This window comes from Burkholderia glumae LMG 2196 = ATCC 33617, assembly GCF_000960995.1.
Taxonomy (GTDB): domain Bacteria; phylum Pseudomonadota; class Gammaproteobacteria; order Burkholderiales; family Burkholderiaceae; genus Burkholderia; species Burkholderia glumae.
The window spans coordinates 1,483,080-1,497,505 of record NZ_CP009435.1 but is presented as its reverse complement, the minus strand read 5'-3'; the positions used below and the strand labels follow the sequence as shown (position 1 = coordinate 1,497,505).

Sequence of the window (14,426 nt, the reverse complement as noted above, 5' to 3'; positions counted from 1 at the left end):
CGGTCGATAATGCTGTTCGCAGCCGTCAGGCCTTGCCGTCGCGCAGTTCGCGGCGCAGGATCTTGCCAACGTTGGTCTTCGGCAGCTCGATGCGGAATTCGATGATGCGCGGGCGCTTGTAGCCGGTCAGACGTTCCTTGCAGTAGGCGAGGATGTCCTCCTCGGTCAGCGCGGGGTCCTTCTTCACGATGAACAGCTTCACGGCCTCGCCCGAATGTTCGTCGGGCACGCCCACCGCCGCGACCTCGAACACGCCCGGGTGCGAGGCGACCACGTCCTCGACCTCGTTCGGATACACGTTGAAGCCGGAGACGAGAATCATGTCCTTCTTGCGATCGACGATTTTCACGTAACCGCGCTCGTCCATCACGCCGATGTCGCCCGACTTGAAGAAACCGTCGGCCATCATCACCTTCGCCGTCTCTTCGGGGCGCTGCCAGTAGCCGGCCATCACCTGCGGGCCGCGAATGCAGATTTCCCCCGGCTGGCCGAGCGGCACTTCGTTGCCGTCGTCATCGCGAATCGAGATTTCGGTCGACGGCAACGGCAGGCCGATCGTGCCGGTATATTCGGTCGCCGTCACCGGGTTGCAGGCCACCACGGGCGAGGTTTCCGACAGGCCGTAACCCTCAACGATCGGCGTATGCGTCTTGTCGTACCAGCGCTTGGCAACGCTTTCCTGGATCGCCATCCCGCCGCCGTTGGCCACCGCCAGCTTCGAGAAGTCGAGCTGATCGAAATCGGGATGGTTCAGCATCGCGTTGTAGAGCGTGTTGACCGCGGGAAACGTCGACACCTGGAACGGCTTGAGCTCCTTGATCATGCCGGCAATGTCGCGCGGATTGGGGATCAGCACGCCGGTACCGCCGGTTCGCATCGTCAGGAAGCCGCAGACCGTCAGCGCGAACACATGGTAAAGCGGCAGCGCCGCCACGGTGATGAACTGCGTCTGTCCGGGTCGCTTCGTGTAGGCGGGCTGATGCCATGCTTCGGCCTGAAGCACGTTGGCGACGATGTTGCGATGCAACAAGGTCGCGCCCTTCGCCACGCCGGTGGTGCCGCCCGTGTACTGCAGGAACGCGGCGGCGTCCGGCCCGAGCGACGGCGCCGTGAGCGTCTGGCGGCTGCCCTCGGCGAGAGCGGCGTTGAAGCGCGTGAAGGACGGCAGTTGCCAGGCCGGCACGAGCTTCTTCACGCGCCGCACGACATAATTGACGATTACGCCCTTGAAGCCGAGCAGATCGCCCATCGCCGCCACGACCACGTGCCGGATCGAGGTCCGGTCGATCACCGACTGCAGCGTCGCGGCGAAATTCTCGAGAATCACAATCGCTTCGGCACCGCTGTCCGTGAGCTGGTGCTCGAGCTCGCGGGGCGTATAGAGCGGATTCACGTTGACGACGGTGTAGCCCGCGCGCAGAACGGCGGCGATCGTCACCGGATATTGCAGCACGTTCGGCATCATGATCGCGATCCGTGCACCGCGCGCTAGGCCGCGCGACTGGAACCAGGCGCCCAGCTTGCGCGAAAGCGTGTCGATGTCGCCGTAAGTCAGCGACTTGCCCATGCAAACGAACGCGGTTCGCTCCCGGTAGGTCCGGAAGCTTTCGTCAAGCAGATCGGGGACGGTCGGATAACGAGATGGATCGATTTCGGCCGGAACGCCGGGGGGGTACGATTTCAGCCAAATCTTGTCCATGCCACACGTCTCCTTACTGATTTTCGAATGGTCGTGCTAAAAATGCATCCTAGCCGCTAGGCCGCGGCGAAACAACCGGGTTAGACACTCCTTTCGAACTCTCGGATCGGCCGCCTCGACGCCGCAGGCGCAATTGCAATCCGGGCGCCGGACCGCTGGCGCGGTGTTGACGAGATGATGCGCGCTGCGCGCCGACTTCGCATCGTACAGCGTCCGCCCTTTTGGACAGTTGCTTTGCCGCGTGAAGCGGATTTTTGCGCGATAAAAGACAAAACCCCCACTGCGTTGGCAGCGGGGGTTTCGAAGGAGGAAGCCTGACGATTACCTACTTTCACACGGGCAATCCGCACTATCATCGGCGTAGAGTCGTTTCACGGTCCTGTTCGGGATGGGAAGGGGTGGGACCGACTCGCTATGGTCATCAGGCTAAAGGGGTTGTCACGTCGCGACAGCGCGCCATGACCAATCTCGAAGAAGTAGTAGGGGTTGTGCTTGTACACCGGCACATTGCTCACTCAACCGCTGTTCGTCGACCTGTTGGTTCGACATGAAACAGACCGGTTATAGGATCAAGCCTTACGGGCAATTAGTATCAGTTAGCTGAACGCATTACTGCGCTTACACACCTGACCTATCAACGTCCTGGTCTCGAACGACCCTTCAAGGGGATCAAGTCCCCGGGGATATCTCATCTTAAGGCGAGTTTCCCGCTTAGATGCTTTCAGCGGTTATCTCTTCCGAACATAGCTACCCGGCGATGCCACTGGCGTGACAACCGGTACACCAGAGGTTCGTCCACTCCGGTCCTCTCGTACTAGGAGCAGCCCCCTTCAAATATCCAACGCCCACGGCAGATAGGGACCAAACTGTCTCACGACGTTTTAAACCCAGCTCACGTACCTCTTTAAATGGCGAACAGCCATACCCTTGGGACCGGCTACAGCCCCAGGATGAGATGAGCCGACATCGAGGTGCCAAACACCGCCGTCGATATGAACTCTTGGGCGGTATCAGCCTGTTATCCCCAGAGTACCTTTTATCCGTTGAGCGATGGCCCTTCCATACAGAACCACCGGATCACTATGACCTGCTTTCGCACCTGCTCGACTTGTCGGTCTCGCAGTTAAGCACGCTTATGCCATTGCACTATCAGCACGATTTCCGACCGTACCTAGCGTACCTTCGTACTCCTCCGTTACACTTTGGGAGGAGACCGCCCCAGTCAAACTGCCTACCATGCACTGTCCCCGACCCGGATCACGGGCCAAGGTTAGAACCTCAAACAAACCAGGGTGGTATTTCAAGGACGGCTCCACCGAAACTAGCGTTCCGGTTTCATAGCCTCCCACCTATCCTACACAGATCGGTTCAAAGTCCAATGCAAAGCTACAGTAAAGGTTCATGGGGTCTTTCCGTCTAGCCGCGGGGAGATTGCATCATCACAAACACTTCAACTTCGCTGAGTCTCGGGAGGAGACAGTGTGGCCATCGTTACGCCATTCGTGCAGGTCGGAACTTACCCGACAAGGAATTTCGCTACCTTAGGACCGTTATAGTTACGGCCGCCGTTTACCGGGACTTCAATCAAGAGCTTGCACCCCATCATTTAATCTTCCGGCACCGGGCAGGCGTCACACCCTATACGTCCACTTTCGTGTTTGCAGAGTGCTGTGTTTTTATTAAACAGTCGCAGCCACCAGTTTATTGCAACCCTTCACCCTTCTGGCGCAGGCCAGTCAAGCTACAGGGGCGTACCTTATCCCGAAGTTACGGTACCAATTTGCCGAGTTCCTTCTCCCGAGTTCTCTCAAGCGCCTTAGAATACTCATCTCGCCCACCTGTGTCGGTTTGCGGTACGGTCACTGTTAAACTGAAGCTTAGAGGCTTTTCTTGGAACCACTTCCGATTGCTTCGCTTCCGAAGAAGCTCGCGCCACACCCTTGAATTCCGCGCCCGGATTTGCCTAAGCGCCTTCTCCAATGCAGCGACCGGGACTTCCAACACCCGGACAACCTTCCGCGATCCGTCCCCCCATCGCATTTAACAATGGTGCAGGAATATTGACCTGCTTCCCATCAGCTACGCATTTCTGCCTCGCCTTAGGGGCCGACTCACCCTACGCCGATGAACGTTGCGTAGGAAACCTTGGGCTTACGGCGAGGGGGCCTTTCACCCCCTTTATCGCTACTCATGTCAGCATTCGCACTTCCGATACCTCCAGCACACTTTACAATGCACCTTCGCAGGCTTACGGAACGCTCTCCTACCATGCGAGACTAGCTCGCATCCGCAGCTTCGGTATATGGCTTAGCCCCGTTACATCTTCCGCGCAGGACGACTCGATCAGTGAGCTATTACGCTTTCTTTAAAGGGTGGCTGCTTCTAAGCCAACCTCCTGACTGTTTTAGCCTTCCCACTTCGTTTCCCACTTAGCCATATTTGGGGACCTTAGCTGGCGGTCTGGGTTGTTTCCCTCTTGACACCGGACGTTAGCACCCGATGTCTGTCTCCCGTGATTGCACTCTTCGGTATTCGGAGTTTGCTATGGCGGGGTAATCTGCAATAGACCCCCCAACCATGACAGTGCTCTACCCCCGAAGGTGAGACACGAGGCACTACCTAAATAGTTTTCGGAGAGAACCAGCTATTTCCAAGTTTGTTTAGCCTTTCACCCCTATCCACAGCTCATCCCCTAACTTTTCAACGTTAGTGGGTTCGGACCTCCAGTACGTGTTACCGCACCTTCATCCTGGCCATGGATAGATCACTTGGTTTCGGGTCTACGCCCAGCAACTGAACGCCCTATTCGGACTCGCTTTCGCTACGCCTGCCCTATTCGGTTAAGCTTGCTACTGAACGTAAGTCGCTGACCCATTATACAAAAGGTACGCCGTCACCCCTTACGAGGCTCCGACTGTTTGTATGCATGCGGTTTCAGGATCTATTTCACTCCCCTCCCGGGGTTCTTTTCACCTTTCCCTCACGGTACTGGTTCACTATCGGTCGATCACGAGTATTTAGCCTTGGAGGATGGTCCCCCCATCTTCAGACAGGATTTCACGTGTCCCGCCCTACTTGTCGTACACCTAGTTCTTTCATACTGTTTTCGCCTACAGGGCTATCACCTGCTATGGCCGCACTTTCCAGAGCGTTCGGCTAACAATACAAATAAAGAGTACAGGCTCTTCCCATTTCGCTCGCCACTACTTTGGGAATCTCGGTTGATTTCTTTTCCTGCGGTTACTTAGATGTTTCAGTTCACCGCGTTCGCTTCACATGACCTATGTATTCAGTCATGGATACTCCAAAAGGAGTGGGTTTCCCCATTCGGACATCTACGGATCAAAGCTCGTTTGCCAGCTCCCCGTAGCTTTTCGCAGGCTACCGCGTCCTTCATCGCCTGTGATCGCCAAGGCATCCACCACATGCACTTGTTCGCTTGACCCTATAACGAGTCTGTCTCGCTCTCCCGAAGGAGATGACAGCCGCTACAGGTTGAGTTCTCGCATTTGTGCCGTATTCCAATTGAGCCGAACTTGCGTTCGAATCATCTTGAGATACATCGATACAATCACAACCCGGATAACTTCCACGCCCATCTCAAATAAGCGCTTCCGCTATCCACTTTACTACTTCTTCCAGATTGTTAAAGAACGACAGCCGATAAGCGCTACTTCTCGCTCATCCTCTGACTGGCTCAATCGCCAATGACAACTGCTCAGCATCCCTGAACGTTTGTCATTGAAGATTGGTGGAGGCAGACGGGATCGAACCGACGACCCCCTGCTTGCAAAGCAGGTGCTCTCCCAGCTGAGCTATGCCCCCTTCCCTACAGAGACTACCCAGGTGTTCCGTGTCAGACAATTGGTGGGTCTGGTTGGATTCGAACCAACGACCCCCGCCTTATCAAGACGGTGCTCTAACCGACTGAGCTACAGACCCCTGAGTCTGTCTTGATCAACAGCCGATAAGCGTGAACGCTCAATGTATGCGGAATAAGCTCGAGAAAGGAGGTGATCCAGCCGCACCTTCCGATACGGCTACCTTGTTACGACTTCACCCCAGTCATGAATCCTACCGTGGTGACCGTCCTCCTTGCGGTTAGACTAGCCACTTCTGGTAAAACCCACTCCCATGGTGTGACGGGCGGTGTGTACAAGACCCGGGAACGTATTCACCGCGGCATGCTGATCCGCGATTACTAGCGATTCCAGCTTCATGCACTCGAGTTGCAGAGTGCAATCCGGACTACGATCGGTTTTCTGGGATTAGCTCCCCCTCGCGGGTTGGCAACCCTCTGTTCCGACCATTGTATGACGTGTGAAGCCCTACCCATAAGGGCCATGAGGACTTGACGTCATCCCCACCTTCCTCCGGTTTGTCACCGGCAGTCTCCTTAGAGTGCTCTTGCGTAGCAACTAAGGACAAGGGTTGCGCTCGTTGCGGGACTTAACCCAACATCTCACGACACGAGCTGACGACAGCCATGCAGCACCTGTGTATCGGTTCTCTTTCGAGCACTCCCGAGTCTCCTCAGGATTCCGACCATGTCAAGGGTAGGTAAGGTTTTTCGCGTTGCATCGAATTAATCCACATCATCCACCGCTTGTGCGGGTCCCCGTCAATTCCTTTGAGTTTTAATCTTGCGACCGTACTCCCCAGGCGGTCAACTTCACGCGTTAGCTACGTTACTAAGGAAATGAATCCCCAACAACTAGTTGACATCGTTTAGGGCGTGGACTACCAGGGTATCTAATCCTGTTTGCTCCCCACGCTTTCGTGCATGAGCGTCAGTATTGGCCCAGGGGGCTGCCTTCGCCATCGGTATTCCTCCACATCTCTACGCATTTCACTGCTACACGTGGAATTCTACCCCCCTCTGCCATACTCTAGCCTGCCAGTCACCAATGCAGTTCCCAGGTTGAGCCCGGGGATTTCACATCGGTCTTAGCAAACCGCCTGCGCACGCTTTACGCCCAGTAATTCCGATTAACGCTCGCACCCTACGTATTACCGCGGCTGCTGGCACGTAGTTAGCCGGTGCTTATTCTTCCGGTACCGTCATCCCCGAAGGATATTAGCCCTCAGGATTTCTTTCCGGACAAAAGTGCTTTACAACCCGAAGGCCTTCTTCACACACGCGGCATTGCTGGATCAGGCTTTCGCCCATTGTCCAAAATTCCCCACTGCTGCCTCCCGTAGGAGTCTGGGCCGTGTCTCAGTCCCAGTGTGGCTGGTCGTCCTCTCAGACCAGCTACTGATCGTCGCCTTGGTAGGCCTTTACCCCACCAACTAGCTAATCAGCCATCGGCCAACCCTATAGCGCGAGGCCCGAAGGTCCCCCGCTTTCTTCCGTAGATCGTATGCGGTATTAATCCGGCTTTCGCCGGGCTATCCCCCACTACAGGACATGTTCCGATGTATTACTCACCCGTTCGCCACTCGCCACCAGGTGCAAGCACCCGTGCTGCCGTTCGACTTGCATGTGTAAGGCATGCCGCCAGCGTTCAATCTGAGCCAGGATCAAACTCTTCAGTTCAATACCTGTTACTGTTTTCGGTTCCGTTAAGAACCGGTCGCTCACTCAAAGCTGACAGGTTATGAATTGCTTCATCAACCTGACTTACTTTTGTGTGAGACTCTTGATACTTTTGCTTCCCGATCCGAAGATCAGGTCCGCGTCGATCAAGCGTCCACACTTATCGGCTGTTAATTTTTAAAGAGCATTTCCACCGATCCGACCGAACTGTTCGGCTTTCCCGGCAGCGCTGCGTTGTCAGCAGCAGAGAAGCGAGATTATGATCAACGTTTCGCAGCGCGTCAACTACTTTTTTGCTCGCCGCGATCCACTTCTTCGCTGATCACTTCCCTTCGGCCGGGTCCACTGGCTGCCCAACTTCGGCGCCTTGCTTCTCCCACCTCGCTTCCCTCTCCGCGCCGCGTTTCCGGCAGCGCGAAAGAGGCGTGATTCTAAGCACGCCCCACGCTTCCTGCAAGCGCTTTCGTGAAGAAAAACCCCAAAAAACGGCACCAAGGGCGCCGCTCGCGCGGCGCCCTTGGTCGTAAGCCCTTGATCGGAAACGGGGAGGCGCGCAATCAGGTTGCGGACGCAACCATCATGGCACACGCCATCGTGCTCAACGATGTTTGAACACGGGCTTGCGTTTCTCGACGAAGGCCGCCATGCCTTCCTTCTGATCCTCGGTGGCGAAGATCGAATGGAACACGCGCCGTTCGAAATGCACGCCCTCCGAAAGCGTCGTCTCATAGGCACGATTGACCGACTCCTTCACCATCATCACTGCCGGCAGCGAGAATTCGGCAATCGTCGTGGCAGCCGCGAGCGCCTCATCGAGCAACGAGGCGGCCGGCACCACGCGTGACACGAGCCCGGCGCGCTCCGCCTCTTCGGCCTCCATGAAGCGCGCGGTCAGGCACATATCCATGGCCTTGGCCTTCGACACCGCGCGCGGCAGCCGCTGCGTACCACCCGCGCCTGGCATCACGCCGAGCCGGATCTCGGGCTGGCCGAACTTCGCCGTGTCGGCCGCGATGATGATGTCGCACATCATCGCGAGCTCGCAGCCGCCGCCCAGTGCGAACCCCGCCACGGCCGCGAGGATCGGCTTGCGGATCTGCCGGATCGTCTCCCAGTTGCGGGTGATGTAGTCGCCCTTGTAGACGTCCATATACGAGTAGTTGGCCATCATCCCGATGTCGGCGCCGGCCGCGAATGCCTTCTCGCTACCGGTCAGCACGATCGCGCCGATCGCTTCGTCGGCGTCGAACGCTTTGAGCGCCGCACCGAGTTCGTCCATCAGGGCGTCGTTCAATGCGTTCAGCGCCTTCGGACGATGCAGCGTGATCAGCCCGACACGTCCGCGGGTCTCCACCAGGAGGTTTTCATAAGCCATCGCTGTCTCCTCATCAAAGAAACGTCATTCATTGCGCACACGCGCCGGGAAGGATGCTAACATTTGCCGACCAACCGGTCGGTTAATTAATTACGTCCGCACGAACGCCCTCGTCCCCTCAACCAGGCTGCCGTCATGACCCATCCCCTCTTCACGAAGCACGAAGCCACTTTGCAGCGGGCCTTGTCCGCCATTGAAACCCGTGGTTACTGGAGTCCGTTCGCGGAAATGCCTAGCCCCAAAGTGTACGGGGAAAGCGCGGCGGCGGATGGCGAGGCCGCCTTCAAGGCCCAGCTCGGCCAACGCTTCGCGCTCGACCAGCCGGGCACGGGCGGCGAGGTAGGCGCCGAGCTGTCGCCGTATGGTTTTGCGCTCGGCATTCGTTATCCGGCGGCGACGCCGGACCAGCTCGCGGCAGCGGCGGCGGCGGCCCAGCCGGCCTGGCGCGCGGCCGGCCCGAGCGCCTGGATCGGCGTGAGCCTGGAAATCCTGGCTCGCCTCAACCGCGCCAGCTTCGAACTGGCCAACGCCGTGATGCATACCACCGGCCAAGCCTTCATGATGGCGTTCCAGGCCGGCGGCCCGCACGCGCAGGACCGCGCGCTGGAAGCGGTGGCCTACGCCTGGGACGCGCTGCGCAAGATCCCGGCCGACGCCCACTGGGAAAAGCCGCAAGGCAAGAACCCGCCGCTCGCGATGCAGAAGCGCTACACGATCGTGCCGCGCGGCACCGGCCTCGTGCTCGGCTGCTGCACGTTCCCGACCTGGAACGGCTACCCGGGCCTGTTCGCCGATCTCGCGACCGGCAATACGGTGATCGTCAAGCCGCATCCGGGCGCGATCCTGCCGCTCGCGATCACGGTGCGCATCGCGCGCGAGGTGCTGCGCGAGGCCGGCTTCGATCCGAACGTCGTCACGCTGCTGGCGACCGACCCCGACGACGGCGCACTCGTGCAGGCGCTCGCGGTGCGCCCCGACATCAAGCTGATCGACTTCACGGGCAGCAGCGAGCACGGCAACTGGCTCGAGCGTCACGCGCGCCAGGCGCAGGTGTATACGGAGAAGGCCGGCGTCAACCAGATCGTCATCGACTCGGCCGACGACCTGAAGGGCGCGGTGCGCAACATCGCGTTCTCGCTGGCGCTGTATGCCGGCCAGATGTGTACCGCGCCGCAGAACATCTATGTGCCGCGCGACGGCATCGAGACGCCGGACGGCAAGCTGAGCTTTGACGAGATCGCGCAGGCGATCGCCGGCGCCGTAAGCAAGCTCGGTGCCGATCCCGCGCGCGCCGTCGAGCTGCTCGGCGCGATCCAGAACGACGGCGTGATCGCGCGCATCGACGAGGCGCGCGGGCTCGGCAAGGTGCTGGCCGATAGCGTCGCGCTCGAACACCCGGCCCATCCGCGGGCCCGCATCCGTACGCCGCTCGTCGTGCAGCTCGACGCGGGCGACCGAGGCATCTTCACGCGCGAGTGGTTCGGCCCGATCTCGTTCGTGATCGCGACCGACTCGACCGCGCAGTCGCTCGACCTGGCAGGCGGCATTGCGGCCGAATGCGGCGCGCTGACCCTGTCGGTCTACAGCACCGACGCGGCGGTGATCGAGCAGGCGCACGACGCGGCGATCCGCGGCGGCGTCGCGCTGTCGATCAACCTGACGGGCGGCGTATTCGTAAACCAGTCGGCCGCCTTCTCCGACTTCCACGCCACCGGCGCGAACCCGGCCGCGAACGCCGCGCTCGCCGACGCGGCGTTCGTCGCAAACCGCTTCCGCGTCGTGCAAAGCCGCATCCACGTCGCGCCGCAGGCCGACACCGCCGGCGCCTGAGCCATCCCCGCCGCACCGGCCGGCACGGCGCCGGCCGCGCGTCTCCATGAGGAGATCCCGATGTCGCACGATACGATCCGCTTCGAGCTCGACCCGCAGACGCGGGTCGCAACGATCACGCTGAACCGTCCCGACAAGCTCAACAGCTTCACCCGCGCGATGCACGCGGCGCTGGCCGCCGCGCTCGACGAGGCGGAGGCGGGCCAAGCGCGCGCGCTGGTGCTGACCGGCGCGGGCCGAGGCTTCTGCGCGGGCCAGGACCTCGCCGATCTCGACTTCACGCCCGGCGCGGCGACCGATCTCGGCGCCTTGATCGACACGCACTTCAATCCCCTGGTGCGCCGCCTGCAGGGGCTGCCGCTGCCCGTGATCGCCGCCGTCAACGGCATCGCGGCCGGCGCCGGCGCCAACCTCGCGCTCGCCTGCGACCTCGTGCTGGCCGCGAAATCGGCCAACTTCATCCAGTCGTTCGTGAAGATCGGCCTGGTGCCCGACTCGGGCGGTACCTGGTTCCTGCCGCAGCGCGTCGGCTTCGCGCGCGCGCTCGGACTCGCGCTGACGGGCGAGAAACTAGGTGCCGAACGCGCGGCCGAGTGGGGGCTGATCTGGCGCGCCGTCGACGACGACGCGCTGGCCGCCAGCGCCGCCGCGCTCGCGGCCGACCTCGCGAAGCAGCCGACCCGCGCGATCGCCGCGATCAAGCAGACCATGCGCGCAGGGCTGACTCAAACGCTCGACCAGCAGCTCGACCTCGAACGCGACCGCCAGCGCGAACTGGGCCAATCGCACGACTACGCGGAAGGGGTGGCCGCCTTCATCGAGAAGCGGGCGCCGCGCTTCGAAGGACGCTGAGATGAACGCCCCCCGCGCCCCTGGCTCGGCCGCCGATACCGATAACCAGGCCGACCCCGACGCGCTCGCGCGGGCGGCCGCCGACGCGATGTACGCGGCCGACGCCTGCACCCGCGCGCTCGGCATCGAGCTGCTCGAGGTCGGGCCGGGCCGCGCGCGAATGCGCATGGCGGTGCGCGCCGAGTTCCTGAACGGCCACCACACCTGCCACGGCGGGATGATCTTCGCGCTGGCCGATTCCGCCTTCGCGTTCGCCTGCAATTCGCACAACCTGAATACGGTGGCAGCCGGCTGCTCGATCGAGTTCCTGCGCCCCGTCGCCTTGAACGAGGTGCTGACGGCCGAGGCGCACGAGCAGACGCTGAGCGGCCGCCACGGCATCTACGATATCCGCGTGACCAACCGCGCGGGCGAGACGGTGGCGATGTTCCGCGGCAAGTCGGCCCGGATCGGGGGCACCGTGACCGCGACCGGCGCCTGAGCGCGCCGCCGCCAGCGAACAGGACGATGGCAGGAGACACCGATGAACGCTCAACTTGCGCTCGAACCGATCGAGACCGCCAGCCGCGACGAACTGCAGGCGCTGCAGCTCGAGCGCCTGCGGTGGTCGCTCACGCACGCCTATGAGAACTCGCCTGTCTATCGACGCAAGTTCGACGCGGCGGGGGTGCATCCGCACGAGTTGCGCGGCCTCGCCGATCTCGCGCGGTTCCCGTTCACGACCAAGGACGACCTGCGCGACAACTATCCGTTCGGCATGTTCGCGGTACCGCCGGAGCGGGTCTCGCGCCTGCACGCCTCGTCCGGCACCACCGGCAAGCCTACCGTGGTCGGCTACACGGCACGCGACATCGACACCTGGGCCGGCCTCGTCGCGCGCTCGATCCGTGCGGCCGGGGCGCGACGCGGCGACAAGGTCCACGTCAGCTACGGCTATGGCCTGTTCACGGGCGGCCTGGGCGCGCATTACGGCGCCGAGCGCGCCGGCCTGACGGTGATCCCGTTCGGCGGCGGCCAGACCGAGAAGCAGGTGCAGCTGATTCGCGATTTCCGGCCCGACATCATCATGGTGACGCCGAGCTACATGCTGTCGATTGCCGACGAGATGGAGCGGCAGGGGCTCGACCCGCGCGAATCGTCGCTGCGGATCGGCATCTTCGGCGCCGAACCATGGACCAACGAGATGCGCGCGGCGCTCGAGGCCCGCCTGGGTATCGACGCGGTCGACATTTATGGATTGTCGGAGGTGATCGGGCCGGGAGTCGCGTCCGAATGCGCGGCCACCAAGGACGGCCCGACGGTGTGGGAGGACCACTTCTATCCGGAGGTGGTGGATCCGCTGACGGGCGAGGTGCTGCCGGACGGCGAACTCGGCGAGCTGGTGTTCACCTCGCTGACCAAGGAGGCGCTGCCGATCGTGCGCTACCGCACGCGCGATCTCACACGCCTGCTGCCCGGCACGGCGCGCCCGATGCGGCGGATGGAGAAGATCACCGGCCGTGCCGACGACATGATGATCGTTCGCGGCGTGAACGTGTTTCCGACTCAGATCGAGGAGCAGTTGCTCAAGCAACGCGCGCTGGCGCCGCATTTCCAGATCGTGCTGACGAAGGATGGCCCGCTCGACGTGATGACGCTGAACGTGGAGCCCTGCCCGCAAGCGGCGGCCGATGCCGCGCAGCTGGACGCCGCGCGTCGCGCGCTGGCCCACGACATCAAGGCGCTGATCGGCGTGAGCGCGGTGGTCGAGGTGCTGGCGCCGAACGGCATCGAGCGCTCGGTCGGCAAGGCACGCCGCGTGATCGACCGGCGCCGCTGAAGGCCGCCGCCGGCTCACCCCGCAGGCGCCCCGCCGCGGCGGCCGCGCCTCAGGAGTTCGGCAGCAGCAGCCACATCCGGCCGACCTGCTTCATGCGGCCGGCCAGATCGCCCGCGTCGTCGCCGAGCCCCCAGAAATAATCGGCGCGCACGCCGCCCTTGATCGCGGAGCCGGTGTCCTGCGCGAACACGAGCCGGCTCATCGGCGTATTGGTGAGCGGCCGCGTGGTCTGCAGGAACACCGGCGTGCCGAGCGGAATCGCCGACGGATCGACGGCGATCGAGCGCTCGGCGGTCAGCGGCACCCCGAGCGCGCCGATCGGGCCGTCCGCACCGCCTTGCGGCACGCCTTCCTGCGAGGGCATCTCGCGGAAGAACACGAAGCGCGGATTGGTGTCGAGTAGCGCGTCGAGCCGCGTCGGGTTGGCGCGCGCCCAGGCCTTGATGCCCTGCATGGTCGCCTGTCCGGGCGTGAGTTCGCCGTGGTCGAGCAGCCATTTGCCGATCGACCGGTACGGCTGGTTGTTGGTGCCGCCGTAGCCGACCCGCATCACGGTGCCGTCGTCGAGCACCACGCGCCCGGAGCCCTGCACTTGCAGGAAAAACGCGTCGACCGGATCATCGACCCACACCAGTTCGTTGCCGTTCAGCACGCCCGAGCGTTCGAGCTGCGCGCGCGTCGGCAGCACGGCGCCGGCGCGATAGCCGGCCGGCCAGCGGTAGAGCGCGGTCTGGTAAGGCCCGCGGCGCACGCGCGAGCCGCGCAGCAGCGGCTCGTAGTAGCCGGTCACGAGGCCGTCGAGCGTGCCGTCGGTGTTGGCGAACTGGTACGGGGTGAAGTAGGTTTCGAAGAAGCTGCGCGCGCCGGTGATGTCGAGATCGTCGAGCCGGCCGGCCGCCTCGCAGGCCCGGCGCCAGTTGGGGACGCGCGCGAGGCGCGTGCAGTTCTCGCGCAGCGCGATGGTCGCGCCGATCAGCGTGTCGTCCTGCCAGCCCGGCACCTGCTGCCAGGCCACCGGCGTGAGCCGCTCGGCGGCCACCTGGCCGGGCACGAACGGCGCGCCGCCGGGCGCCCTTGCCACCGGCGGGCGCACCGGCGCCCCGCCGCAGGCGGCCAGCAGCGCCGCCGTCGCGATCGCGGCTGCCCATCCGGCTAGCCGCGGCCCGAACCACCTACAATGAACGTTCTTGATGGAAACCGCCATGTCTGATCTGTTCGACGAATACCCGATGCTGATCTTCGCGCTGGAATCACTGCTGGCGCTCGGCCTGCTGATTTTCATCGTCGCCTGGACCGCGTCCGGCAAGAAACA

The 14,426-nt window shown here is 62.2% G+C and carries 8 protein-coding genes, 2 tRNA genes and 3 rRNA genes; 5 read left to right on the top strand and 8 right to left on the bottom strand.

What is annotated here, in order from left to right; genetic code table 11:
• Positions 1-25: 25 nt before the first annotated feature.
• The 6 genes from KS03_RS19400 to KS03_RS19375 all read right to left on the bottom strand — a co-directional run bounded on the left by KS03_RS19400 (position 26) and on the right by KS03_RS19375 (position 7,238).
• Complete coding sequence (locus KS03_RS19400) at positions 26-1,699, bottom strand: long-chain fatty acid--CoA ligase (protein ID WP_012734539.1); 1,674 nt, start codon at positions 1,697-1,699, stop codon at positions 26-28.
• Positions 1,700-2,011: 312 nt separating this feature from the next.
• A 5S ribosomal RNA gene (rrf, locus tag KS03_RS19395) occupies positions 2,012-2,125 on the bottom strand.
• 139 nt (positions 2,126-2,264) lie between these two features.
• A 23S ribosomal RNA gene (locus KS03_RS19390) occupies positions 2,265-5,144 on the bottom strand.
• Between the two features lie 304 nt (positions 5,145-5,448).
• Positions 5,449-5,524: transfer RNA gene (locus KS03_RS19385), tRNA-Ala, on the bottom strand.
• Positions 5,525-5,564: 40 nt separating this feature from the next.
• Positions 5,565-5,641: transfer RNA gene (locus KS03_RS19380), tRNA-Ile, on the bottom strand.
• Positions 5,642-5,705: 64 nt separating this feature from the next.
• Positions 5,706-7,238 (bottom strand): 16S ribosomal RNA (locus tag KS03_RS19375).
• Together the 16S, 23S and 5S rRNA genes with 2 tRNA genes alongside form the textbook arrangement of a ribosomal RNA operon.
• Positions 7,239-7,703: 465 nt before the next feature.
• On the opposite strand from KS03_RS19375, the gene KS03_RS32890 reads away from it, so the two are divergent.
• Positions 7,704-7,850: a hypothetical protein gene (locus KS03_RS32890; RefSeq protein WP_155297059.1), complete on the top strand. Its 147-nt coding sequence runs from the start codon at positions 7,704-7,706 to the stop codon at positions 7,848-7,850.
• On the opposite strand, the gene KS03_RS19370 is transcribed toward KS03_RS32890, so the two are convergent.
• A complete protein-coding gene (locus tag KS03_RS19370) occupies positions 7,837-8,613 on the bottom strand; it encodes an enoyl-CoA hydratase (RefSeq protein ID WP_012734538.1) in 777 nt (258 codons plus the stop codon). The two genes, KS03_RS32890 and KS03_RS19370, sit on opposite strands and share 14 nt — an antisense overlap.
• A 135-nt stretch (positions 8,614-8,748) precedes the next feature.
• Here KS03_RS19370 and paaN point away from each other — a divergent pair, with 135 nt between their 5' ends.
• From paaN to paaK, 4 genes are read left to right on the top strand one after another with little or no spacing between them, the layout of a single operon-like run.
• Positions 8,749-10,443 carry a phenylacetic acid degradation protein PaaN gene (paaN, locus tag KS03_RS19365; protein ID WP_012734537.1) on the top strand — a complete coding sequence of 565 codons (1,695 nt, stop codon included), beginning with the start codon at positions 8,749-8,751 and terminating at the stop codon, positions 10,441-10,443.
• A gap of 60 nt (positions 10,444-10,503) precedes the next feature.
• The gene (gene paaG / locus KS03_RS19360; RefSeq protein ID WP_012734536.1) at positions 10,504-11,295 is read left to right on the top strand and encodes a 2-(1,2-epoxy-1,2-dihydrophenyl)acetyl-CoA isomerase PaaG; all 792 of its coding nucleotides are present in this window, start codon (positions 10,504-10,506) and stop codon (positions 11,293-11,295) included.
• A gap of 1 nt (position 11,296) precedes the next feature.
• On the top strand, positions 11,297-11,776 hold the full coding sequence (gene paaI / locus KS03_RS19355; RefSeq protein ID WP_012734535.1) for a hydroxyphenylacetyl-CoA thioesterase PaaI: 480 nt from the start codon (positions 11,297-11,299) through the stop codon (positions 11,774-11,776).
• A gap of 42 nt (positions 11,777-11,818) precedes the next feature.
• Positions 11,819-13,114, top strand: a complete 1,296-nt coding sequence (gene paaK, locus KS03_RS19350) for a phenylacetate--CoA ligase PaaK (RefSeq protein WP_012734534.1) — start codon at positions 11,819-11,821, stop codon at positions 13,112-13,114.
• 49 nt (positions 13,115-13,163) lie between these two features.
• Here the strand turns inward: paaK and mltA are convergent, their stop codons facing one another.
• Positions 13,164-14,396: a murein transglycosylase A gene (gene mltA, locus KS03_RS19345; RefSeq protein WP_012734533.1), complete on the bottom strand. Its 1,233-nt coding sequence runs from the start codon at positions 14,394-14,396 to the stop codon at positions 13,164-13,166.
• Positions 14,397-14,426: the final 30 nt, after the last annotated feature.

What these genes read in the sequence shown, in the direction of transcription:
- KS03_RS19400 (WP_012734539.1), bottom strand. Translation starts at nt 1,699, where the DNA reads ATGGACAAGATTTGGCTGAAATCGTACCCCCCCGGCGTTCCGGCCGAA.
- KS03_RS19370 (WP_012734538.1), bottom strand. Translation starts at nt 8,613, where the DNA reads ATGGCTTATGAAAACCTCCTGGTGGAGACCCGCGGACGTGTCGGGCTG.
- paaN (WP_012734537.1), top strand. Translation starts at nt 8,749, where the DNA reads ATGACCCATCCCCTCTTCACGAAGCACGAAGCCACTTTGCAGCGGGCC.
- paaG (WP_012734536.1), top strand. Translation starts at nt 10,504, where the DNA reads ATGTCGCACGATACGATCCGCTTCGAGCTCGACCCGCAGACGCGGGTC.
- paaI (WP_012734535.1), top strand. Translation starts at nt 11,297, where the DNA reads ATGAACGCCCCCCGCGCCCCTGGCTCGGCCGCCGATACCGATAACCAG.
- paaK (WP_012734534.1), top strand. Translation starts at nt 11,819, where the DNA reads ATGAACGCTCAACTTGCGCTCGAACCGATCGAGACCGCCAGCCGCGAC.
- mltA (WP_012734533.1), bottom strand. Translation starts at nt 14,396, where the DNA reads ATGAAAATCAGCAGGCCGAGCGCCAGCAGTGATTCCAGCGCGAAGATC.